The following is a 21,573-nucleotide window of genomic DNA, read 5'->3' on the forward strand; positions in this document are numbered from 1 at the left end:
ATCAGGACCCAGCGCCCGCCTGGTCCTGGATGGTCTTCAGCGCCTGGTCCGGCGGGATCTCACCGTTCAGCGCCTGGGTGCCGAACCGGGTGAGCAGGTCGTTGACCTGGACCCAGTTCTTCGAGGTGACCAGCGGGACCGAGTTCTGCGACGCGTACTCGATGACCTCCTTGGCCTCCGGGATCTTCGCGGCGGTGAACCAGGCCGGGTGCGCGGCGGTCCGGGCCGGGTACGCGCGGCCCGCCGAGGCCAGCGTGGTGAGCGGGCCCTCGCTGGTCATCGACATGATCGCCTGGAACGCGGCGTCCGGCGTCTTGCAGGACCGGGAGATCCCGAACCCGGAGCCGGCCGTGAAGGTCTTCGAGCCGTCGGGCCCGGCCGGGATCGGCGCGATCCCGAGGTTGAACTTGACCTTGCCGAGGGTGTCGATCAGCGACCACGGGCCGTTCAGCTGCATCGCGGACTTGCCCGAGGTGAACTGGGTGGTCTCGAAGTCGCCGTTGCCGGACGGCACCTGCGGCGCGATCTTGTCGGTCCGGACGAAGTTCGCGTACGTCGTGAACCCGTCGACGAACTTCTGGTCGGTGAGGTTGAGCTTGCCGTCGGCGAGCGGCTCCGCACCGGTCAGCGTCCGTACCCAGGAAGTCACACCGAGATCTCCGGGCGACGTCACCAGGCCGGTCCGGCCCCCGGTCGTGAGCTTCTTCGCGGCGGACTCGAAGTCGGCCATCGTCCACCCGGGCTTCGGGTCCGGTACGCCGGCGGCCTTGAACAGGTCCTTGTTGTAAAAGATCACCATCGGGCCGGAGTCGTACGGGATCGCGACCTGCTTCCCGTCCGACTTGAGGCCGTCCATGATCGGCTTGTCGAAGTCCTCGGTCTTCAGGCCGTACTTCTTCATCAGGTCGTCCAGCGGCAGCATCGCGTTCGCGTACGACGCCAGCCGCAGCGACTGCATGCCGATGATGCACGGCGCCTTGCCGCTGGCCAGCAGGGTGCCGATCTTGGACCAGTAGTTGTTCCAGTCCGTGCCCTGGAGCTTGACGGTGATGCCGGAGTGGTCGGTGTGCGCCTGGTCGGCGACCTTCTGCCAGGCCGCCTGGTCCGCCGTACCGCCGATCCAGAACTGCCAGGTCAGATCGGCCTTGTCGGCCGACCCGGACCCGCTGCTGCCGCCGTTCCCGCCACCGCAGGCGGCCACGGCGGTCAGGGCCAGCACAGCGCCGGCCGCGGTCAGCCAGCGGCGTGCCCGCGCTGGTGTTGCTCTCATCCTGACCTCCAAGGAAAGCTGTGAGTCATCCGATCAATATGTTGCATTGTTCGGGAGAGTCAACAGCTCGCTCCCTTATTTCAGAATGAAAATGAAGGATTCAGACTCTAGCGGATCACCTAGACGTCCGATGTATGGTCCAAATACATCGGATCTATCAGGCGGTTGGGAGGGGTGCTGTGGCGGTCACCGACACCGCGATCGAGGCGATCAAGCAGATGATCGTGAGCGGCGAGCTGCAGCCCGGCGACCGGCTGCCGCGGGAGGCGGACCTGGCCGCACGGCTCGGCCTGTCCCGGAACTCGCTCCGCGAGGCGGTCAAGGCGCTGGCGCTGATCCGGGTCCTCGAGGTCCGCCAGGGCGACGGCACCTACGTGACCAGCCTGGACCCGGCACTGCTGATGGAGACGATGGCGTTCGTCCTGGACCTGCAGCAGGACGCCTCGGTGCTGGAGTTCTTCGAGGTACGCCGGATCCTCGAGCCGGCCGCGGCCGCCCGGGCCGCGCTGCGGATGCCGGACGCCGACGTGGCCGCGATGCGCGCGCTGCTCGACGACCTCGGCGAGGACCCGTCGGCGGACGACCAGCTGGCCTGCGACGTCGAGTTCCACCGGCTGCTCGCGATCGGCAGCGGCAACCGGACGCTGGCCTCGATCATCGAGAGCCTGCGGCAACCGACCTACCGCGCCCGGATCTGGCGCGGGCTGACCCAGACCGGAGCGGTGCACCGCTCGCTGGCGGAGCACCGCTCGATCCTGGACGCGATCGCCGCCCGCGAGCCGGAGGTCGCCCGGGCCTGGGCGACCGTGCACATCGCGGGCGTCGAACGCTGGCTGAACGAGATGGTCAGTCCCGAGCCGGACGAAGCTCCAGCAGTACCGCGGAGGGCATCGGCAGCGTCAGCTCCACCGCCGATCCGTTCCATTCGGCGGCGGTTGTGACCAGTTTGGTGCGCTCGGCCAGGTCGGCCAGCTCCGCGTCCGTCGGCCAGTCGGCCAGTCCCGCGGCCGCGGTGGCCAGGTCCGCCGTGCCGATCGCGAGCGTGGTGGTGCTGAGCTGCCAGGACTGGTCCGCGCCGGGCAGCTGGACACGGACCGTCCTGGTCAGAGCGGGGTCACCGTCGGCCTTGGTCTGATCGAGCGTCAGGTTCCAGACCAGTACGGCGATCCGGTCGCGGTCGCGGGACGCCCACGCCTCGACCAGGCTGCCGCCGCCGTCACCGTCGTACGTCACCGGGAGTTCGACCGGGCCGAGGCGGCTGAGCAGGGTCAGCGCGTGGTACCGCGGTTTGCGCAGGCCGCCGACGGTCTGCAGGCCGAACCCGCCGTGCAGCAACCGCGGCGGCCGGCCGAGCTCCTCGAAGTGGTCGGAGGCGACCCAGTACGAGAGCGCGTCGATCCGGCCGGACGCCGAGCGCATGCCGCGGAGCAGGAAGATCCCGGAGAACACCGAGTCGTTGACCGGGTTGAAGTGCGTCGGAGTCACGCCCCACTCGGTCCACAGCACCCGCGCGTCCGGGAACCCGTGCCGCTCGAGCGACGCCCGTACGTCGAGCGGCGGGCTACCGTAGGTGTGCGTCGACACGAAGTCCACGGGAGTGCCGTGTGCTGCCGCGTGTGCCAGCAGGTCGTCGACCCACCCGGCCGCGGCCGACGACGGTCCGCCGACCTGTAGACGCTGGTCCACGGACTTCACGGCGGCCGCGGACACGTCGTACAGGTGCAGGTATTCGGCCTTCGTGCCGGACCAGAACACCTCGAGGTTGGCCTCGTTCCACACCTCGAAGTCCCAGGTCAGCACCTCTTCCAGCCCGTACCGGTCGACGAGGTGCAGGACGAGGGCCCGGACGATGTCGTGCCAGCGGTCGTACGACGCCGGCGGCGAGATGATCGCGCCGTACGCGAAGACCGTCTTGGACGGATCGCTCGCCAGCTCGCGGGGCATGAACCCGAGCTCGACCACCGGGCGCAGTCCGATCGCCAGCAGCTTGTCGTAGATCTGGTCGACGACCGAGAAATCGTAGGCGTCGCCATCGATCACGTGCGTGTCGTCGTGGAAGATCGCGTGCGCGCGCACGGTCCGCACACCGAGCTCGTCGTGCATCCGTCGCAACGCGTCCTCGAGCTCGACCCCGATCTCGTGACCGCCGGTCAGGTCTTCGCAGAGCAGTTGACTGAGGCGTTCGCTGCCGATCATCGGTGCCCACGGGCGCCGCAGCTCGGTGCCTTCGGCAACCGCGTCGACCGTCACGCCGGTGGTCGGGGCGATGCTTCCGGCCACCAGCGGTACGGCGCCGACGGGCTGGCTCGGGCGCCCGTGGGTCGTCACCTCGGGCACGCTCGCCACCGCGTAGCGGTACGGCGTACCCGGGGTGCACGTGGTGTCGACGTACGGCGGCGACGGCACCGAGAGGACGTCGCCGCTGTGATGATCGACCGGTTCCAGCGGACCGTGCGCGCCGGCTCCGCGGAGGATCAGGTAGCCGGCCGCGCCGTCCACCGGCGACCAGTCGATCGTCACCTGGCCGACGCCGCCGACCGCCCTGACCTCCTTCGGCGGATCGAGGTCCGGGAAGGCGAACTCGCGCTCCTCGTCACTGCGGAGCGCGATCCGCTGGTCCCAGTCGATCTTGGCCTCATCGTGCATCTACAGAACTCCCGATTCGAACTGCTCCATGGCGATCAGCGGCCGGATCCGCTGCTCGACCGTCCGGCTGGCGAAGTTCCGCCGGATCAGGTCGTTGCCGAAGACGTTGCCGATCGCACCCATCACCATCGCCTGGTCGAGCGACAGGTACCGTTTCGCGATCAGCCCCGACTTGGTCGCGACCGAGTCGTAGAACCCGCCGGCGCCGTACGCGTGCAGCGTGTTCTCGATCTTGCTCAGGTTCTCGATCGCCTGCTCCGGCGCGTACGCCATCGCGAGGAACGCCGCGTGCGGGGTGACCACGCCGTCGCCGTACGTCGGGTTCGGGTTGGTGCCCTCGCGGCAGCCCTCGAAGCCCGCGTCGTAGTTCGTGCCCTCGAGGTCGGACGGGTAGCCGCCCGGGTCCATCCCGATCGGCTCGACGCCGTACACCGAGTACCCGCCCTTCGGGTTCGACGCGGGGGAGAAGCCCCAGTAGCCGTACTTCGCGTCGTACAGGCCGTGCTCGATCTGCGCGCGGACCGTCAGCGGGTGGTTGACGCCCCAGCTGCGCGGCGCCCAGGTCGCCTCCGGGACGAACAGGTCCGGCATCAGCGACTCGAACATGTCGCCGCCCCAGGACGGCACCAGCCGCATCCCGCGGTACTCGTACGTGCCCTCGAAGACGTCCAGGCCGAGGTACGTCCGGTGCACGCCCTTCGGCTTCTGCTCCACCCACGACCAGTCGCACGTGTCGGGGAAGGTGCGGTAGGTCGCGAAGTACTGCGTGTGCGGGACCTGGTTGAGCGCGAACCCGACGTACCCGGCGATCCGGGCCTCGGTGTTGCACGTGTCGTAGTGGAACTTGCGGTAGTACACGTCCGGGCCGGTGCCTGCGTGGTTGCCCTTGTCGGTCGCCTCGTCCGGAGGCGGGGTCTCGAAGAACCCGCCCCGCATGAGACCGCCGGGGCGGGCCGCGGGGTTGTAGTAGTACTTGAAGTTCATCCGGTTGAGGAGCAGGTCCGCGAGGGCCCGGGCGCGCGGTTCGGCGTTCCGGACCACCATCAGCGCGCAGGCGAACCACGCGTTGTCGACGCTGGACACGAACGGCGTGATCGGCCGGGTGCCGTCGGGGTCGACGTACCGCACCTCGCCGGTCGCCTCGTCGTACCAGTTGAAGTACATGCCGCTCGGCACGTGGTGGACGGCGTCGCGCATCGTCGTGAGCGTCTGGGTGATCCGCCGCAGCGACTCCTGCGGCGAGATGATCCCGAGATGCCTGGCGACGACCGTGCTCCACAGGTAGCCGCCGATGTTGGTGGGGGAGGTGTAGTTGCTCCGCACCGGGCTCGTGACGGAGTCCCCGATGTTGTCAGCAGGCAGCCCGGTCCGCTCGTCCGTCATCGCAACGATGCTGCGCCACGTATCCCGAGCCCACCGCCCAACCAGAGCCCGGTCGGACGGGCTGGGAACCCACCCGCCTTTCAGTTGCTGGGCCGGCGCGGGCGCTCCTCCGAAAGCGGGTGATCCGACCCCCGCAAGTGCGAGCCCTCCGGTAGCGGCGAGCAATGTACGGCGACTGATGATGGCGGTCATCTGAAACCTCTCCTACTTGAGTCCTGTAATGGCAATGCCCTTGGTGACGTGCTTCTGGAACGCCAGGAAGATCACCAGCACCGGTACGACGACCACGACCGCGCCGGCCATCAACAGGCCGTAGTTCTGCGCGTTCTGTCCGGTCGAGTACAGGGCGAGGGCGACGGGCAGGGTGTACTTGTCCTCGGTCTGGGCGATCACCAGCGGCCAGAGGAAGTTGTTCCAGGAACCGAGGAACGTGAGGATGCCGAGCGTGGCCAGTGCCGGGCGGGTCAGCGGCAGCATGATCCGGGCGAAGATCCCGAGCTCGCTGGTCCCGTCGACCCGGCCGGCGTCCATCAGGTCGTCGGGCAGCCCGAGGAAGAACTGCCGCATCAGGAACACGCCGAACGGCGAGACCAGGAACGGCAGGATCAGCCCCGGGTACGAGTTCGCCAGGCCGGCGTTCGTGACCAGCACGAACAGCGGCACGAACGTGACCATGCCCGGGATCATCAACGTGGCCATGACCAGTACGAACAACGCGTTCCGCCCCTTGAACCGGAGCTTCGCGAGCGCGTACCCGATCATCGAGCAGAACGTCAGGTTGCCGGCCGTCACGACCAGCGCGACGAACGCCGAGTTGAAGAAGTACCGCGGGAAGTTCGCCTTGCTGAACAGGTCTCCGTAGTTCTGCGACGTCGGCTGCTCCGGCCACCAGGTCGGCGGCACCCGCAGCAGCTCGCCCTGGGTCTTGAAACTCCCGAGCACCATCCACAGGAACGGCGCCGCGACCGCGACGAGCCCGAGCACACCGATCAGATAGATCCACCAGGTACGGCGCATCACTTCTCCCTCAGCAGCCGGAACTGGATGAACGTGATCACCGCGATGACGACGAACAGGATGTACGCCATCGACGTCGCCAGCCCGTAGTTGCCGAAGCCGAACTGGTTGTACGTGTACATCGACACCGAGAGCGTGCTGTCCAGCGGACCGCCCTGGGTCATCACGAACGGCTCCTCGAAGAACTGCAGGTAGCCGATGCCGGTGGTCACGCTCGTGAACAGGATCGTCGGCCGGAGCAACGGCACGATCAGGTACCGGAACCGTTGCCAAGGGCCCGCACCGTCGATCTGCCCGGCCTCCTCGACGGTCTCCGGGATGCCCTGGAGACCGGCCAGGAAGATGATCATCGCGGAGCCGAAGTTCCGCCAGACGGCCATCGCGATCAGCGACGGCATCGCCCACGTCTTGGACGCCAGCCAGTTCGGTCCGTGGATGCCGACCCAGCCGAGAACGGTGTTCACGAGCCCGTTGTCGGGGGAGAGTACGAACCGCCAGATCACGGCGATCGCGACGATCGAGGTGACGACCGGGAGGTAGTACCCGACCTTGAAGAGTGCCTGGAACCGCTTCACACCCCGGTCGAGCAGCACGGCCGCCGCCAGCGCCACGATCAACGTCAACGGCACGCCGAGCACCACGAAGTACGCCGTGTTGAAAGCGGCCTTCCGGAACGTCTCGTCCGACAACGCCTTCACGTAGTTGTCGAACCCGACCCCATCCACCGAGAACGGCGTCCGCAGATCCCGCTGCCTGATATCGGTGAAGCTCATCCCGAACGAACCCAGCACCGGGCCCGCCGTGAACGCGAGGAACAGCACGACGAACGGCAGCACAAGCACCCAAGCGGCAACCGTCTGCTGACCGAACGCCCCACCCCGCCGCCCGCTCCGACCGCCCAGAACTGCGGTGGAGGCAGTTGCACCACCGGCGCCGATCCCGGCTGCACCACCGGCGCCGATCCCGGCTGCACCACCGGCGCCGATCCCGGCTGCGGCAACCGCGCGCCCGCCCCCGCGCCCCACCCGCCCGGCCTCCGGCCGGACGTGCTCGCTGGATGCGGTGTTCCCGTCGGAGGTGTTGCCGGCCTCCGTCTGGGTGTGCTCGCTGGATGCGGTGTTCCTGTCGGAGGTGTTGCCGGCCTCGGGCTGGGTGTGCCCGGTGGATGCGGTGTTCCTGTCGGAGGTGTTGCCGGCCTCGGGCTGGGTGTGCCCGGTGGATGCGGTGTTCCTGTCGGAGGTGTTGCCGGCCTCGGGCTGGGTGTGCTCGCTGGATGCGGTGTTCCAGTAGGAGGTGTTGCCGGCCTTTGGCTGGGCGTGCCCGGTGGATGCAGGGTTCCCGGCGGAGGTGTTCCCGGCCTCTGGCCGGGGTGTGGTGGGGGCGCCGCGTTCTGACTCGCCTCCGGCTCCTTCCCCCGCCGGTTCGCCGGGCTGCAGGCCCGGCGGACCGGCGCTTCGTTCGGAGGTCATCAGCTACCGCCGGGGCCGATCGCGGTTGCCTTGGTTTGGATGGCTTTGGCGGTGTCGGCGGGGGACTGGCCGGACTTGGCCATCTTCTCGACCTCGGTGTCGAACGCCTTCGCGACCTGCTCCCAGTTCACGATTGCCGGCGGCGCCTTCGCGTCCTCCAGTTGCTTCCCGAACACCGGCAGCAGCGGATCCGACGCGATGCTCGGGTCCTGCCACGCGCTCTTCACCGCCGGCAGGTCCGACGACATCTTGAACCACGAAGCCTGCGTCTTCGCATCCGACAGGAACTTGACCAGCTTCCAGGCGCTGTCCTTGTTCTTCGACGACTTGAACACCACGAAGTCCGACCCACCCACGAACGACGTCGCGGTCTTGTTCTTCGGGACCTGGAACACCCCGATGTTCGGCTTGATGGCGTCCCCGCCGGCCTTCGCCACCGACCCGGCCATCCACGGCCCGGAGATGAACATCGGCACCTGCCCGTTCACGAACTGCGCCTCGGTCTGGTTCGGCGGCAGGTCCGTGCCGGCCAGCTTCTCGGTGAAGAAGCTCTGGTAGTACTTCAGCCCCTCCTGCATCTCCGGGGTGTCGAACGTGAACTGCTTCTGGTCGTCGTTCGTGATGTTCGCCCCGGCCGACCACGCGAACGGCATCACGGTCTGCCAGGACCCGTCACCACCCGGCTGCAGGTTGATCCCGTACTTCGCGCCGGCCTTCTCCTTCATCGCCTTCGCCATCGCCTTCAGCCCGTCCCAGCCGGTCGGCGGGGTGCTGAAGCCGGCCTTCGCGGCCAAGTCCTTGCGGTAGAACACCAGCCGCGTCTCGACGTACCACGGCACTCCGTACTGCGTCCCGCCGACCTTCGTCGTGTCGAGCGCACCCTCGTAGAACCCGGAGTTGTCGAACCCCTGCGGTGTCGGGTCGAGCGCGCCGAGGTCGGCGAACTCGCCCATCCAGGTGGTGCCGACCATCGCGGCGTCCGGCGGGGTGCCGGCCGCGATCGCGGTGGTGAACTTGTCGTGTGCGGCGTCCCATGGGATCGGGGTCACGGTCACGTTGACGCCCGGGTTTGCCTGCTTGAACTGGTCGAGCAGCTTGGGCAGGTTCTCGCCCTCGGTGCCCATCGCCCAGACGGTCAGATTGCCGGTCGCCGGTCCTTCGCTGACGCTCGTGGTCGGCTGTGCACCGGAGCCGGTGCCGGTGTCGCTCGAGCGGCCACAACCGCCGAGCGCGAGCGCCGCCGCGGTCAGTGCAGCGCTGCCGATCACCAGCCGGCGGCGGATGCTGTGGGTGAACATGTGCTGACTCCTCACTCGGTTACTGCGTGCATCCCCGATTGGTGCCGCAGCTGTCCCGCAGCACCAGTTCTGTTGCCAGTACGTCGTTACGCGCCCGGGTCCGTACCCCGGTCACTCGCTCGTGCAGCCGCTCCGCCGCCGTCCGCCCCAACTCGGCCATCGGCTGCCGCACAGTCGTCAACCCCGGCGACACGTACCGCGCCGCCATCACGTCGTCCCACCCCGTCACCACAATGTCGTCCGGAACCCGCACCCCACCCGCCCCGAACGCTACCAACACAGCCAACGCCAACTCGTCGTTAGCACACACAAGCCCATCCGGCCGCCCACCCACCCCCGCACCGCCGAGCGCTCCCGCGCCGGCAAGCGTTCCCGCGGCGAGCGTTCCCGCCCTGCCTGCCCCGCCGGGCGTTCCTGCGCCGCCTGCCGCGTCGAGCATTCCCGCGCCGCCTGCCGCGTCGAGCGTTCCCGCGCCGCCCGTCTCGCCGGGGGTTCCCGTGCCGACTGCTGCCCCGGGCGTTCCCGCGCCGCCCGTTCCCGCGCCGCTCTCCGCGCCGGGGGTTCCCGCGCCGCCTGCCCCGGTGGGGCGCGGCTGCTCGCCTTCCAGCTCCCCGCCTGCCCCGCGCGCAGCGCGGGGCGGGCGGGTCATTGCCTGGAGCACCTTTTCGGCGACGGCGCGTCCTGCTTCTTCCGTGAGGGGGACGCGGATCGGCTTCGGCACCTGCAGTCCGCGCAGTTCGTGTGCTTTCGCGAACCCGGCGTACCGCTCGGAGACGTCGTACGAACTGGCGGGGTCACCAACGAAGTGAAGGTTCTGCCGCCCGTGGTCGAGCAGTCGGGTAGTGAGTTGCTCGGCGCTCGCGGCGCTCTCGCTCCGGACCGAGTCACACCCGGTGGCCGGCGGATGCGCGATCAGCACCACCGGTACGCCGGCCTTCCGCAGGCTCTGCACCGTCGGCAGGTCCAGAGCGTTGCCGTGGACAACTATCCCGTCGACCCGCCCGGCCAGGTCCATCACACTGCGTCGCGGGTCCGGGTTCCCGTGCGTGACCGTGATCACCACGCTCTGCCCGTGCTCACCGGCCCACCGCTCGTACCCCATCAGCAGATCCCCGTAGAACGGACCCGCGAGGTCCGGCAGCACCAGACCGTGCGCCTCGTGCCGCTGTACGGCGAGACTCCGCGCGGCCCGCAGCGGTACGTAGTTCAGCTCCCGCGCCGCCTGGTCCACCCGCGCCCGCGCCTTCGCCGACACCGGTCCGGTCCCTTGCAGGACACGCGAAACCGTCGCGATCGACAGCTTCGCGCGGGCCGCGACGTCGTAGATCGTCGCCGGCCGGCCGGTGGGTCCGGAAGGCATCGGGTTCACTCCTGGGAAAAGTGGAAGCGCTTACAGTTTGAGTACCCTGCCCTGGATCGTTCGAACGGTCAAGACCTCGCGACCGGTCTGAGAGGATGCGAGCGTGACCACAGAGGAGCGAGTGGACCGGGTGTTCCTGGTCCGGCACGGGGAAACCGAGTGGAGCAGGTCCGGGCGGCACACGTCCGTCACCGACCTCCCGCTGACGCCCGAGGGCGAGCGCGTCGCCGCGGGTTTGAAGGCGCGCCTGGCGGGGGAGTCGTTCGACCTGGTGCTGACCTCACCGCGGCAGCGCGCCCGGCGTACGGCGGAACTCGCCGGCTTCCCGGACGCGCAGGTCGACGACGACCTGGTGGAGTGGAACTACGGCGACTACGAGGGCATCACCACGGCGGAGATCCGCAAGACCGTCCCCGGCTGGACGATCTGGGACAGCCCCGTCCCGAACGGTGAGACCCCCGACCAGGTCGCGGCCCGCCTCGACCGCGTCAACGCCCGCGTGGCCGCGGTCCCCGGCGACGTCCTGGTCTTCGGCCACTCCCACGCCCTACGTTCCCTGACCGCCCGCTGGCTCGACCTCCCCGTCACCGAAGGCCGCCACTTCGTCCTCGACACCGCCACCGTCTCCACTCTCGGCTGGGACCGCGACGCCCCCGCCATCCTCCACTGGAACAGCTGAACCGGAAACTTTCCCGCACTATCCGGCAGAAATGTTCCGTGAAGCGGTGATCGGACAGCTAGGCGAGCACGGTACGGCCCGGAGCGAGGGCTGCGTACGCCGAAGCACCCTGCAGCACCTGCACCGCGGCATCGCACGGCCGATTCGTCACGTCGAACCACCCGTACCGCAGCGTTGCCTCGGCGCGCAGCGTGGCCCGGTTGTCCCGCTCGAGATCCCGCCACCGCTGCTGAGGTACCAGGTGGAGTCGTCCGTCGAGCTCGACGTTCAAGCCGACGTACGACACGTCGGTGAACGTACCGTCGACGGCGCGCTGCCGCCGCCCGCGGGGCAACCCGTGCCGGCGCTCGACATCGCGGAGATAGCGGAGCTCCAGCAGCGAATGCGAGCCGGCGACGACATCGGCGATGATCGGCCGAAGGCTCCCGCGATGCCGCAGCCGCCGTCGACCGGCGAGGGCGTGCAGGAGATCGTCGGCGCCGACCCGTCCGCTCTGGCATGCCTCGGCGACCACGGCGGCCGCCTTGTCCAGCGACGGCATGATCCCGACGATGTCCAGTACGGCGTCCGCCGGCGTACGGCGCGGTGGTGCGACGCCGGCGAGCCGATCCGCCCAGTGCGCGTCCCGCCGGATCACCAGACCGGGCTGTGGGCGGACCCTCCGGTGTTCGGGGATCGTCACGTAGACCGGGCGATCAGGATCCGGCTTGAGCAGCCCGAGCTGTTCCGCCGCGCTGTAGTGGCTCCATGCGGCCTCGGGTCCGGCGTACAACAGGGCCGCCAGTAGTCGTTCGGCGTACCCGATGCCGCCGGCGTGGGCGACGTACACGCCCGGATGAACCGTCCGCCAGCGCTTGGTCCGGAGCGACTTGCGGATCCGTGGCTCGGACCATCCCGCCGCGAGCAGTTGTGCCCGTGACACGACCCGGTCCTGGTCGTCGATCAGCGCGTCCAGCCCGCCCGCGCGCAGGCGCCGTACCCACCACCACTCCATCCACCCCAGCATGCCGGATCGGCCCGGCGCTCGCTCCTCCCTTGTGGACAACCGTCTTTCCGGAAACTAATCGTCGGATAGTGCCGGAAAGTTTCCGGAAAGGCGGGATACGAGTTCGTCTGCGCGAGCACGGGTGTGCGTAGGGCGGAGGCGGCCGGTCCGGTTGAGCGTGGCTTGCCCATGGAGCGAGCTCCACAGAACCTCGGCGAGCGTTTCGGCGTCCGCGGCGGGTTCTACCGCGGCGATGAACTGCTCGAACGCGGACTTCAGCGCCGCGGGGCTGTCCGGCGTACCGAAGGACAAGGCCGTCGGGCGGACGAACATCGCCTCGTAGACGGCCGGGTGGTCGGCGGCGTAGTCGAGGTACGCCTGGGCCAGGCCGCGGAGGCCGCCGGACTCGCGGGCGTCACGTAGTACGTCGGTCAGCTCCGCGATGCCCTGGAGCGCGACGGCGTCGGCGATCGCGTTCATGTTCTTGAAGTGTCCGTAGAGGACGGGCTGGCTGTAGTCGACGGCCTCGGCCAGGCGGCGGGTGGTGACCGCGTCCCAGCCGTCGGTCTCGGCGAGCTCGCGGGCGGTACGCAGGATCAGTTCGCGGCGCTCCTCGCGGGCCCGTTCGCGGCGTGACGTGGTCGGCATAGTCCGGATACTAGCACTGCTAGACAATCTAGCGACGGTAGGGTTAGCATCGCTAGGAAAGTTAGCACTGCTAGTTCAAGGAGTTCTCCGATGCGCCGCTTCACCACCGTCCTGACCGTCCTGCTTGGTGTCTTCCCGCTCACGTTCGGGTCCCAGTTCCTGTTCGCCGGGCACACCGCCGCCCCGAGCTTCGGGATCCCCGAGTGGCCGACCGGCGTCGCCGCCGGGTACTTCGCGGTGAAGGGCATCCGCGACATCGTCCTCGGCCTGAACCTGCTCACGCTGTTCGCGCTCAAGCAGCGCCGCGCCACCGGCATCCTGATGGCGATCTCCGCGCTGATCCCGGTCACCGACATGATCACGGTGTTCACCCACGGCGGCCCGGCCGCCACCGCGCTGGGCGTGCACGGCCTCACCGCGCTGGTGATGCTGTTCGACGCGTTCCTGCTGATCCGCGAACGTCAGCCGGCCGAGGTGCTCGAGCCGGTCCACTCGTAGAGGTCGATCGTGCAGTACGCGCGGAACCCGAGCGACTCGTACACCGGGCGCCCGGCCGCGGACGATCCGAGTACGGCGTACTCCGGCCCAGCCTCCTGGAGTACGCCGTACGTGAGGGCCGCCCCGATCCCGCGCCGCCGCAGCGCGGGGACGGTCATGACGAAGTACAGCCCGGCAACACCCGCGCCGAGGAACACCGTCGCGGTTCCCGCCGGCGCACCGTCCAGCCAGGCGAGGTAGTGCCGCCACGGGTCGTCGTACCCGAGCTTCCGGTACGTCGACGCGACCCACCGCGCCTCCCGCTCGCCCTCGCCGAACCCCTGCCCGAGCGTCCCCTCCCACACGCCCAGCGCCTCGTCGTCCGCGACCCGCGTGATCGTCAGGCCCGGTACGTCGCGCGGCGGTTCGAGCTCGGCGATCCGCACGGCCATGCCCGGCTCCGCGCCGGCGGGTGTGAAGCCGGCCGCGGTCAGCGCCGTACGGTCGATCCGCATCGACGGACCCACGTGCCAGGTGCCCGGTACGTCGTGTTTCGTCAACTCTGCAAGGGATTCCGCGACCACGCCGACGTCGGACGCCCGGACGACGGCGTTGTGGTAGTCGAGCGGCGACCCACCGATCGTCCAGGTCGCGCGGTCGTCGGCGCGCTGCGATCCGCCGCCGGCCGCGCCCATCGCCATCAGGAGTTCGGCCGCGTTGTCCTCGATCGCCCGTACGACGTCCATCCGCCCAGTCTGGCGATCATACGAACGCGGCGCGAGCCCATTCCCGGAAGGTACGCGCGGGCCGGCCGAGGACGCGTTCGACGTCGTCGGTCACGGTCTCCTCGCCGCCCGAGCGGATCAGCTCGGCACCGCGGAGCGCGACGCTCACCACCGCCTCGTCCAGCCCGGCGGCGCGGAGCTGCTCCGCGTAGACCTCCGGCGGTACGTCGACCACGCTCATTGGCGTGCCGAGGACGTCGGAGAGGACGGCGACCTGGTCCGGGACGCTCAGGAGTTCCGGGCCGGTCAGCGTGTAGGTCTGCTCGTGGTGGTCCGACAACAACGCCTCGGCGGCGACGGCGGCGACGTCGTACGGATCCACGAAGGCGTGCCGGCCGATGCCGGTCTGGTTGGGGATCGGCTGTCCGGCCTCGATCGCGGGACGCCAGCGCAAGGCGTTCGACGCGAACCCGGCAGGGCGCAGGATCGTCCACACCAGGCCGGTTTCGCGGACGGCGCGCTCGCCGGCCGCGTGCCAGTTCGCCGGCAGCTCCTCGTCGGTGCTGCCGATCGCGGACAGCTTCACGATCTTCCGTACGCCGACGTCCACCGCCGCATCCACCAACGCGCGGTCGTGCGCCGGGACCCACGGGCCGGGCGCGGTCAGGGCGAACACCGTGTCCGCGCCGTCGATTGCCTTCCGCAACGAGTCGGGATCGTCGAAGTCGCCGTGTACGAAGGACTCGTGGGGCTTCCGCGTCATGCCGCGGACCGGCGCCCCGCGGGCCTCCAGTTGGCGGACGAGTTCACTGCCGATGGTGCCGGTCGCACCCGTAACCAGGATCATGCCCGCCACCTTGCCCATGCTGCATCGGTCCCGGATAGGAACTTTCGGTACTACGGGCCGCGCCCGGCGGGTGGTTACGCTCGAAGCGTGCACCCGTGGATCGAGACCGTCACGCTGGCGCCGGCGACCACGCCGGTCACCGTCCTCCCGCCCGACCCGGCGACCACGGTGGTCTGGCGGATGACGCCGGCCGGGGACAGCGACGTACTGGTAGCAGGTCCGCGGACGACGGCGGCGTACCACAGGACCAAGGACCTTCCGGTCTGCGTACGGCTGCGGATCCGCCCGGGCGGGGTGATCCCGCTGCTCGGCACGCCACCGGACCAGCTGGTCGACCAGGTAGTACCACTCGAGTCCCTCTGCGGCGCCTCGGCAACCGCCCTCGCCGAGCAGCTCGTCACCTACCGCAACCACCCTGCGCGCGCGGCCGACGTACTGTCCGACTACTTGACTGCGCGAGTGCCGACGTACCTTCCTGAGCGGTTGAAGTTGGTTCGCACTGCGGTTGCTGACCTGCCGGGCAGGAGAGTGGACGAGGCGGCTGCTCGGTTGGGGGTGAGTGAGCGGTATCTGCGGCGCGTCTTCCGCCAGGCGGTCGGTGTTTCGCCGAAGCACTTCGCGCGGATCGCCCGCGTACGCAGGGTGATCGGCACCCGGCACTCCTGGGCCGACACCGCGGCGTACGCCGGCTACACCGACCAGTCGCACCTGATCGCCGACTTCCGCGCCCTCATGCACGTCACCCCGAACGCCTACGCAACCGGCAACGTCCCGCTCAGCACCTGCTAACCAGGTAGCGCGTTCCACTGCTCCAACGTGGAAACCAGCAAACTGGCAGTCGGCAGCGACGTGAACTCCGACCGTGTGACGAACCGTGCGTCCGACGCGTCGTCGCCCGCCGTGAGCGTCCCGCCGACCGCCGTCGCCTCGTAGTCGCGGATCACGTACAGCTGCCCCCGCGGCCCCGGCCGCTCCACCTCGCCCACCAGATCGCCGACGACGACCCGCAACCCGGTCTCCTCCGCGACCTCCCGCGCCACCGCGGCCGGATCGTCCTCGCCGGGTTCGACGCGCCCGCCCGGGATCGACCACAGACCCCGTCCCGGCTCGTTCGCACGACGTACGACGAGGAGCCGGTGCTGCTCGTCGTACACCAGGGCACCCACACAGTCGACGCGCTCCATGCACCCCGAGGATAGGGGGTCTGTGTACAAGTGCCAGAGCAGAAGGGCGATCGCGGATAGCATCAGCGGTGACAACCGGCTCTCGGCGAAGGGACTAGGCCAGCTCGTGCGCATCGACCTGCACACCCACTCGAACCGTTCGGACGGCACCGATCCGGTGCCGGTCCTGATCAGGCATGCGCACGAGGCGGGGCTGGACGTGATCGCGCTCACCGACCACGACACCGCCGACGGCTGGGTGGAGGGCCGGCAGGCCGCGGAGGAGCTCGGGATCGGGTTCGTGCCGGGGCTGGAGATCTCCTGCAAGCTGAACGGGATCAGCGTCCACCTGCTCGGCTACCTGCCGGACCCGTCGTACGCGCCGCTGGCCAAGGACCTGCGGATCGTCCGCGAGGGCCGCACCGACCGGATCCCGACGATCGTCGCCCGGCTGAACAGCATCGGCGTACCGCTGACCGTCGGCGAGGTGCTCGCCCAGGCAACCGGTACGCCGTCGGTCGGCCGCCCGCACGTCGCCGACGCGCTGGTCGCGAACGGTACGGTCGCGAACCGGACCGAGGCCTTCGACAAGTACCTCGCCGACGGCCGCGCCGGGCACGTCCCGCACTACGCGCTCGAGCCCGGCCACGCGATCGACCTGGTCCGCGAGGCCGGCGGCGTCCCGGTGATCGCGCACCCGTGGGGCCGGTCGAGCTACAAGGTGATGACCGAGGACACCCTCGGCCGGCTCGTCGAGGACCACGGGCTGGCCGGGATCGAGGTCGACCACCAGGACCACTCGCCCGAGTCCCGCGAGGCGCTGCGCGCGATCGCCCGCAACCTCGGCATCATCTACACCGGCTCCAGCGACCACCACGGCGCCGGCAAGATCGACCACGACCTGGGCGTGAACAGCACCGAGCCGGAGCAGCTCGACCGGCTGCTCGAGACCGCCAAGGCCAACGCCGCCGCCTCGAACGACGCCGCAGTACCCGAGGCCTACCTCCCGTGAACGGCGTCATGAACGTCGGGCTGTTCACGTCGGTCTTCGTCACGCTGTTCGTGATCATGGACCCGCCGGGAACGGTCCCGTTGTTCATCTCGCTGACCGCCGGGCAGTCCCGCGCGGTGCGGAAGAAGGCGGCGTGGCAGGCGGTGCTGGTCGCGTTCGGCGTGATCGTGGTGTTCGCGGCGTTCGGGCAGCAGATCCTGAAGCACCTCGGCATCACGCTTCCGGCGCTGCAGTGCGCGGGCGGTCTGCTGCTCCTGCTGATCGCGCTGCAGTTGCTGACCGACACCGCCGAGGACCCTGTGCAGACCAAGAACGTGAACATCGCCTTCGTTCCGCTCGGAACGCCGCTGCTCGCCGGCCCGGGCGCGATCGTCGCGACGATGGTGTTCGTGCAGCGCGCCAACGGTTCGCTGCCGGACGTGGTCGCGATCTCGGCCGGGATCGTCGCGATCCACCTGGTGATGTGGCTGACGCTGCGGTTCTCCGGCGTGATCATGCGGATCCTCGGCGAGAACGGCGTACTGCTGATCACCCGGATCGCCGGTCTGCTGCTGAGCGCGATCGCCGTCCAGCTGGTCGCCGGGGCCGTCCGCGACTTCATCAAGGCGGGGTGAGCGTGCTTCCTGGAATGCCCACCCGGCTGTTCGTGGCGACGCCGACGAAGCTGCTGACGTTCGCCGACTGCAAGCGGAAGTACCGGTACACGTACCTCGAGACGCCGCGGCCGCCGAAGGGTCCGCCGTGGGCGCACAACACGGTCGGCGCGATCGTCCACGAGGTGCTGGCGGACTTCTTCGGCCGCTGGCCCGCGTCCCGCCGTACGCCGGACGAGGTGGTCGCGAAGATGCGCTCGAGCTGGCGGAGCGAGGGGTTCCGCGACGAGCAGCAGTCGCTGGACTGGCGCGACCGCTCGACCGAGATGGTGCTCGCGTACCTCCGCGATTCCGATCCGTACTACGAACCTCGCGGCGTGGAGCGCACCGTCGCCTTCACCACCGAGCGGGCGTCGCTGCGCGGCCGGGTGGACCGGATCGACGAACGGCCGGCGCGTGACGGCAGCGGTGACACCGAGCTCGCGATCGTCGACTACAAGACCGGCCGCCGCCCGCTGACCTCGACGGATGCCCGCTCCTCGCTGGCGATGGCGCTGTACGTACTCGGCGCCCGGCGGGTCCTGCACAAGCCGTGCACCCGGGTCGAGCTGCACCACCTCCCGACCAACACGATCGCCGCCGCCGACCACGACGACGCCTCCCTGGCCAGACACCAGAAGCGCGCCGAATCCATGGCCGACGACGCAGCCGCCGCCGAAGCCCGCTGGGCCGAAGGCCTCACCCCCGCCGAAGCCGACGAGGCCTTCCCACCCGAACCCTCCCCCCTCTGCGGCTGGTGCGACTTCGCCAAAATCTGCCCCCAAGGCCGCCGCGAGTCCCCCACCCGAGACCCCTGGTCCGCCCTAGACGAACCGCCCCAGCTCCCCCTCGACGAAACAACCTGACCCCCACCCCCTCCACCCTCACCGGCCCCCGGCACCCCCTGGCGCCACCCAGCGGGTCCGCCGCCCGGGGACTTCCACCGCTGCCGCCCGCCTGCCAGCGGCTCGGCTGCACGGGTCGGAGGCTCGCCGGCCGGGGGTTGGTGGTTGGGGGGGGGGGGGGGGGGGGGGGGGGGGGGCGTGTCAGCGGCGTGTGCGTGTGGTGCCAGCGGGTGGGTGGAGGGTGAGGGTGGACGAAAGGGGTCGGAAGCATGGGTGCGAAGACTGTGAACAAGCTGGCGGTGCCGGGGGCGGCGTTGCACTACGAGGTTGCCGGGTCCGGGCCGGTGTTGTTGCTGATCGCCGGCGACGGGGCGGACGCGGGTGTCTACTCCGGCATCGTCGGGCAGCTCGCGGCGGAGTACACGGTCGTGACGTACGACCCGCGCGGCAACTCGCGGAGCCGGTACGACGGGGACCCGGCCGACGAGTCCGTCGCGCAGTCGGCCGCGGACGCGCTCGCGCTGATCGACGCGGTCGCCGGCGACGAACCGGCGGACGTGTTCGGCAGCGGCTCCGGCGCGATCACCGGGCTCGAGCTGATCACCCGGCACCCCGACCGGGTCCGGATGCTGGTCGCGCACGAACCGCCGTGCACCGAGGTACTCGCGGACGCCGCCGACGCGCGGGCCTTCTTCGAGGAGGTCCGCAGCACGTACGACGAGGACGGGCTGACCGCGGCCGACGTGGTGTTCATGATGGGCACCGGCATGGACCGCGACGCGATGCCGCCGCTGGTCGACCTGCTGCCGGAGTACCGCGAACTCGCCGAGCGGATGCAGGCGAACGCGGCCAACTTCTACGAGCACAAGCTGTTGCCGTACACCCGGTACGTCCCGGACCTCGACGCGCTGCGCACGGTCGCGGACCGCGTCGTACCGGCGGCCGGGCTGGATTCGTACGCGCACCTGCCAGGGCGGCCGATCGAGGTGATCGCCGACCACCTGGGCTGGCCGGCGGTGATGTTCCCGGGCGGGCACGGCGGCTACTCCAGCCACCCGGCGCCGTTCGCGACGCACCTCGCGCAGCTGTTGAAGACCGGCACGTTGTAGGTTTCCCCGGCACCGGTCCGGGCGCGGGTCTGAGGGGTCCCGCGCCCGGACCGGTTATTTGTTTGACGATTGCGCGTCGACCGGCGTAGCGTCCCTCCTCTGCCTTGACAACTTCGGCGTGGATCAGCCATGCCGTCACAGTGGTGTCCGAACCCCCGGGTCGTTCTCGAACCGGGGCGGTTCCGCATGCCGCTGGGGCTCTCGGACACCACCTTTGCGGTGCGAGAGGAGGTAGTGGTGGGTGTCTACTGGGCGATCGCCGTACGGTCCTTCCGGCGGTTCTCGACGTACCGGATCGCCACCGTGTCGGGCGTGTTCACCAACTCGGTCTTCGGGTTCATCCTCTGCGGCGTGTACCTGACGCTGTGGCGCGAACGGCCCGGCCTCGGCGGGTACGACGTACCGGACGCGCTCACGTTCGTGTGGCTGCAGCAGGGGATGCTCGCGCCGGTCGGGATCTTCGGCGCGACCACGACGAACGAGCTCGGCGAGCGGGTCCGCAGCGGCGAGATCGCGGTCGACCTGTACCGGCCGACGCAGCTGTTGCTGTGGTGGCTGTCGGTCGACCTCGGGCGTGCGGTGTTCCAGCTGTTCGCCCGCGGCGGGATCCCGATGGTGGTCGGCGCGCTGGTCTTCGACCTCAAGTTCCCTTCCAGTGTGTGGCTCTGGCCGGTGGTCGTGCTCGGGCTGGTGCTCGGGATCGTCGTCAGCTTCACGATCCGGTACCTGGTCGCGCTGTCCGGGTTCTGGATCACCGACTCGCGCGGGATGGAGCAGCTCGCGCTGGTGCTGTCGCTGTTCTTCGCCGGCACGATCCTGCCGCTGGTCGCGTTCCCGGGCTGGATCGGCGTGGTCGCGCGGGCGACGCCGTGGGCCGCGACCATGCAGGTGCCGATCGACATCTGGCTCGGCCGGAACCCGGGCGGCACCGGTCAGGCGCTGCTCTTCCAGCTGGGCTGGCTGCTGGTGCTGGTCCTGACCGCGCAGTTCGTCACCACGCTCGCGACCCGGAAGGTGGTGATCCAGGGTGGCTAGGTCGCGTCTGGCGCTCCCGCGCCTACTGCGGGGCACTCGGCACGGCATCTCGCCGCACGGGTGCAAAGGCCACGATGCTCCGCATCGAGACCTTCGCCCCCGCACGCCGAGCTACCGCACCGGGCACCTCCTCGCTACGGCGCGGGAGCGCCAGACGCGACCTGAACGTGTCCTTCGGGCGCCGGCGCAGTACTGGATGCTGGTCGTGATGTGGATCCGGTCGGTGCTGGCGTACCCGGCGTCGTTCGTGATGATGCTGATCGGGTCGACGCTGGTCAACCTGACCGACTTCCTCGCGGTGCTGATGATGTTCAGCCACATCACCGCGTTCGGCGGGTTCACGTTCGGGGAGATGGCGTTGCTGTACGCGACGGCCTCGATGGCGCTCGGGTTCGCGGACCTGATCACCGGCTCGGTCGAACGGGTCGGCGAACGGATCCGGACCGGGGCGTTCGACGCGTACCTGATCCGGCCGATCCCGGCCCTGCTGCAGACCGCGGCCGACGGGTTCGCGCTCCGCCGGCTCGGGCGGCCGCTGCAGGCCGGGACCGTGCTGGTGATTGCCCTGAGCAAGGTCGACATCGACTGGACGGTTGCCCGAGGCATCGTGTTCGTGGTGTCGATGATCACCGGGGCGATCATCTTCGGGTCGCTGTTCGTGCTCGGCGCCGCGTTCCAGTTCGTGTCGATCGACTCGGCCGAGCTGGCGAACTCGGCGACGTACGGCGGGATGGCGCTGACCCAGTTCCCGTTGACGATCTTCGGCAAGGAGATCGTCCGGGCGGTCACGTTCGTCGTACCGCTTGCCTTCGTCAACTACTACCCGGTGCTGTTCGTGCTGGGCAAGCCGGCGCCGCTGGGGCTGCCGTCCTGGATCGGTCTGCTGTCGCCGCTGGTCGCCGCGGCGATGGCCGGGCTGGCGTCGCTCGGGTGGCGCGCCGGCCTTCGTCGCTATCGCAGTACAGGGAGCTGA

Annotated in this window: 22 protein-coding genes; 10 read left to right on the forward strand and 12 right to left on the reverse strand. The window is 69.6% G+C overall.

All coding sequences use genetic code 11. The features are described from left to right. Position 1: 1 nt before the first annotated feature. Entirely contained in the window at positions 2-1,270 is a 1,269-nt protein-coding gene (locus ACQHIV_RS40205) for an ABC transporter substrate-binding protein (protein ID WP_427889712.1), read from the reverse strand. A gap of 179 nt (positions 1,271-1,449) precedes the next feature. Between ACQHIV_RS40205 and ACQHIV_RS40210 the strand changes: the two genes are divergently transcribed. Continuing rightward, complete coding sequence (locus ACQHIV_RS40210) at positions 1,450-2,211, forward strand: FadR/GntR family transcriptional regulator (protein WP_427889714.1); 762 nt, start codon at positions 1,450-1,452, stop codon at positions 2,209-2,211. Here the strand turns inward: ACQHIV_RS40210 and ACQHIV_RS40215 are convergent. The 6 genes from ACQHIV_RS40215 to ACQHIV_RS40240 are packed head-to-tail and all read right to left on the reverse strand — an operon-like array spanning position 2,117 to position 10,443. Then, positions 2,117-3,916, reverse strand: coding sequence for a GH39 family glycosyl hydrolase (locus ACQHIV_RS40215; RefSeq protein ID WP_427889716.1), 1,800 nt, complete (start codon positions 3,914-3,916; stop codon positions 2,117-2,119). The two genes, ACQHIV_RS40210 and ACQHIV_RS40215, sit on opposite strands and share 95 nt — an antisense overlap. Then, positions 3,917-5,491 (reverse strand): glucoamylase family protein, encoded by a 1,575-nt coding sequence (locus tag ACQHIV_RS40220; RefSeq protein WP_427889718.1) that lies wholly within the window; start codon positions 5,489-5,491, stop codon positions 3,917-3,919. A gap of 12 nt (positions 5,492-5,503) precedes the next feature. After that, positions 5,504-6,316 carry a carbohydrate ABC transporter permease gene (locus tag ACQHIV_RS40225; RefSeq protein ID WP_427889720.1) on the reverse strand — a complete coding sequence of 271 codons (813 nt, stop codon included), beginning with the start codon at positions 6,314-6,316 and terminating at the stop codon, positions 5,504-5,506. Next, positions 6,316-7,785 (reverse strand): carbohydrate ABC transporter permease, encoded by a 1,470-nt coding sequence (locus tag ACQHIV_RS40230; RefSeq protein WP_427889722.1) that lies wholly within the window; start codon positions 7,783-7,785, stop codon positions 6,316-6,318. The genes ACQHIV_RS40225 and ACQHIV_RS40230 overlap by 1 nt, the downstream gene beginning before the upstream one ends. Continuing rightward, positions 7,785-9,083, reverse strand: a complete 1,299-nt coding sequence (locus tag ACQHIV_RS40235; RefSeq protein ID WP_427889724.1) for a sugar ABC transporter substrate-binding protein — start codon at positions 9,081-9,083, stop codon at positions 7,785-7,787. The genes ACQHIV_RS40230 and ACQHIV_RS40235 overlap by 1 nt, the downstream gene beginning before the upstream one ends. Before the next feature lie 19 nt (positions 9,084-9,102). Continuing rightward, positions 9,103-10,443 (reverse strand): LacI family DNA-binding transcriptional regulator, encoded by a 1,341-nt coding sequence (locus ACQHIV_RS40240; protein ID WP_427889725.1) that lies wholly within the window; start codon positions 10,441-10,443, stop codon positions 9,103-9,105. A 103-nt stretch (positions 10,444-10,546) separates the two neighbouring features. Between ACQHIV_RS40240 and ACQHIV_RS40245 the strand changes: the two genes are divergently transcribed. Further along, positions 10,547-11,122 (forward strand): histidine phosphatase family protein, encoded by a 576-nt coding sequence (locus ACQHIV_RS40245; RefSeq protein WP_427889727.1) that lies wholly within the window; start codon positions 10,547-10,549, stop codon positions 11,120-11,122. A gap of 58 nt (positions 11,123-11,180) precedes the next feature. Here the strand turns inward: ACQHIV_RS40245 and ACQHIV_RS40250 are convergent, their stop codons facing one another. Together ACQHIV_RS40250 and ACQHIV_RS40255 are read right to left on the reverse strand one after the other, a co-directional pair. Then, on the reverse strand, positions 11,181-12,116 hold the full coding sequence (locus ACQHIV_RS40250; RefSeq protein ID WP_427889729.1) for a hypothetical protein: 936 nt from the start codon (positions 12,114-12,116) through the stop codon (positions 11,181-11,183). 66 nt (positions 12,117-12,182) lie between these two features. Further along, on the reverse strand, positions 12,183-12,755 hold the full coding sequence (locus tag ACQHIV_RS40255; RefSeq protein WP_427889731.1) for a TetR/AcrR family transcriptional regulator: 573 nt from the start codon (positions 12,753-12,755) through the stop codon (positions 12,183-12,185). Between the two features lie 90 nt (positions 12,756-12,845). Between ACQHIV_RS40255 and ACQHIV_RS40260 the strand changes: the two genes are divergently transcribed. Then, positions 12,846-13,253, forward strand: coding sequence for a DUF4267 domain-containing protein (locus tag ACQHIV_RS40260; protein WP_427889732.1), 408 nt, complete (start codon positions 12,846-12,848; stop codon positions 13,251-13,253). Here ACQHIV_RS40260 and ACQHIV_RS40265 read toward each other — a convergent pair. Both ACQHIV_RS40265 and ACQHIV_RS40270 read right to left on the reverse strand, forming a co-directional pair. Next, positions 13,217-13,978 (reverse strand): GNAT family N-acetyltransferase, encoded by a 762-nt coding sequence (locus tag ACQHIV_RS40265; RefSeq protein ID WP_427889734.1) that lies wholly within the window; start codon positions 13,976-13,978, stop codon positions 13,217-13,219. The two genes, ACQHIV_RS40260 and ACQHIV_RS40265, sit on opposite strands and share 37 nt — an antisense overlap. A gap of 16 nt (positions 13,979-13,994) precedes the next feature. After that, positions 13,995-14,804, reverse strand: a complete 810-nt coding sequence (locus ACQHIV_RS40270) for an NAD(P)H-binding protein (RefSeq protein ID WP_427889736.1) — start codon at positions 14,802-14,804, stop codon at positions 13,995-13,997. An 87-nt stretch (positions 14,805-14,891) separates the two neighbouring features. Between ACQHIV_RS40270 and ACQHIV_RS40275 the strand changes: the two genes are divergently transcribed. Beyond that, entirely contained in the window at positions 14,892-15,593 is a 702-nt protein-coding gene (locus ACQHIV_RS40275) for a helix-turn-helix domain-containing protein (protein ID WP_427889738.1), read from the forward strand. Here the strand turns inward: ACQHIV_RS40275 and ACQHIV_RS40280 are convergent. Next, positions 15,590-15,988: an NUDIX hydrolase gene (locus ACQHIV_RS40280; RefSeq protein WP_427889739.1), complete on the reverse strand. Its 399-nt coding sequence runs from the start codon at positions 15,986-15,988 to the stop codon at positions 15,590-15,592. The two genes, ACQHIV_RS40275 and ACQHIV_RS40280, sit on opposite strands and share 4 nt — an antisense overlap. A gap of 106 nt (positions 15,989-16,094) precedes the next feature. On the opposite strand from ACQHIV_RS40280, the gene ACQHIV_RS40285 reads away from it, so the two are divergent. The 6 genes from ACQHIV_RS40285 to ACQHIV_RS40310 all read left to right on the forward strand — a co-directional run bounded on the left by ACQHIV_RS40285 (position 16,095) and on the right by ACQHIV_RS40310 (position 21,573). Continuing rightward, positions 16,095-16,979 carry a PHP domain-containing protein gene (locus ACQHIV_RS40285; protein ID WP_427889741.1) on the forward strand — a complete coding sequence of 295 codons (885 nt, stop codon included), beginning with the start codon at positions 16,095-16,097 and terminating at the stop codon, positions 16,977-16,979. Between the two features lie 8 nt (positions 16,980-16,987). After that, a complete protein-coding gene (locus tag ACQHIV_RS40290; protein WP_209696011.1) occupies positions 16,988-17,593 on the forward strand; it encodes a MarC family protein in 606 nt (201 codons plus the stop codon). Continuing rightward, a complete protein-coding gene (locus tag ACQHIV_RS40295; protein WP_427889744.1) occupies positions 17,590-18,477 on the forward strand; it encodes a RecB family exonuclease in 888 nt (295 codons plus the stop codon). Before ACQHIV_RS40290 ends, ACQHIV_RS40295 begins: the two co-directional genes overlap by 4 nt. A 248-nt stretch (positions 18,478-18,725) precedes the next feature. Continuing rightward, the gene (locus tag ACQHIV_RS40300) at positions 18,726-19,565 is read left to right on the forward strand and encodes an alpha/beta hydrolase (protein WP_427889745.1); all 840 of its coding nucleotides are present in this window, start codon (positions 18,726-18,728) and stop codon (positions 19,563-19,565) included. 237 nt (positions 19,566-19,802) lie between these two features. Beyond that, positions 19,803-20,600 (forward strand): ABC transporter permease, encoded by a 798-nt coding sequence (locus ACQHIV_RS40305; RefSeq protein WP_427889747.1) that lies wholly within the window; start codon positions 19,803-19,805, stop codon positions 20,598-20,600. Positions 20,601-20,796: 196 nt separating this feature from the next. After that, positions 20,797-21,573, forward strand: a complete 777-nt coding sequence (locus tag ACQHIV_RS40310; protein WP_427889749.1) for an ABC transporter permease — start codon at positions 20,797-20,799, stop codon at positions 21,571-21,573.

Source organism: Kribbella polygonati, assembly GCF_050320105.1.
GTDB lineage: Bacteria > Actinomycetota > Actinomycetes > Propionibacteriales > Kribbellaceae > Kribbella.

Bases quoted from the DNA above. Each gene is read 5' to 3' on its own strand.
- ACQHIV_RS40205 (WP_427889712.1), bottom strand. From the start codon at position 1,270: ATGAGAGCAACACCAGCGCGGGCACGCCGCTGGCTGACCGCGGCCGGC.
- ACQHIV_RS40215 (WP_427889716.1), bottom strand. From the start codon at position 3,916: ATGCACGATGAGGCCAAGATCGACTGGGACCAGCGGATCGCGCTCCGC.
- ACQHIV_RS40220 (WP_427889718.1), bottom strand. From the start codon at position 5,491: ATGACCGCCATCATCAGTCGCCGTACATTGCTCGCCGCTACCGGAGGG.
- ACQHIV_RS40225 (WP_427889720.1), bottom strand. From the start codon at position 6,316: ATGCGCCGTACCTGGTGGATCTATCTGATCGGTGTGCTCGGGCTCGTC.
- ACQHIV_RS40230 (WP_427889722.1), bottom strand. From the start codon at position 7,785: ATGACCTCCGAACGAAGCGCCGGTCCGCCGGGCCTGCAGCCCGGCGAA.
- ACQHIV_RS40235 (WP_427889724.1), bottom strand. From the start codon at position 9,083: ATGTTCACCCACAGCATCCGCCGCCGGCTGGTGATCGGCAGCGCTGCA.
- ACQHIV_RS40240 (WP_427889725.1), bottom strand. From the start codon at position 10,443: ATGCCTTCCGGACCCACCGGCCGGCCGGCGACGATCTACGACGTCGCG.
- ACQHIV_RS40250 (WP_427889729.1), bottom strand. From the start codon at position 12,116: ATGGAGTGGTGGTGGGTACGGCGCCTGCGCGCGGGCGGGCTGGACGCG.
- ACQHIV_RS40255 (WP_427889731.1), bottom strand. From the start codon at position 12,755: ATGCCGACCACGTCACGCCGCGAACGGGCCCGCGAGGAGCGCCGCGAA.
- ACQHIV_RS40260 (WP_427889732.1), top strand. From the start codon at position 12,846: ATGCGCCGCTTCACCACCGTCCTGACCGTCCTGCTTGGTGTCTTCCCG.
- ACQHIV_RS40265 (WP_427889734.1), bottom strand. From the start codon at position 13,978: ATGGACGTCGTACGGGCGATCGAGGACAACGCGGCCGAACTCCTGATG.
- ACQHIV_RS40270 (WP_427889736.1), bottom strand. From the start codon at position 14,804: ATGATCCTGGTTACGGGTGCGACCGGCACCATCGGCAGTGAACTCGTC.
- ACQHIV_RS40280 (WP_427889739.1), bottom strand. From the start codon at position 15,988: ATGGAGCGCGTCGACTGTGTGGGTGCCCTGGTGTACGACGAGCAGCAC.
- ACQHIV_RS40290 (WP_209696011.1), top strand. From the start codon at position 16,988: ATGAACGTCGGGCTGTTCACGTCGGTCTTCGTCACGCTGTTCGTGATC.
- ACQHIV_RS40300 (WP_427889745.1), top strand. From the start codon at position 18,726: ATGGGTGCGAAGACTGTGAACAAGCTGGCGGTGCCGGGGGCGGCGTTG.
- ACQHIV_RS40310 (WP_427889749.1), top strand. From the start codon at position 20,797: ATGCTGGTCGTGATGTGGATCCGGTCGGTGCTGGCGTACCCGGCGTCG.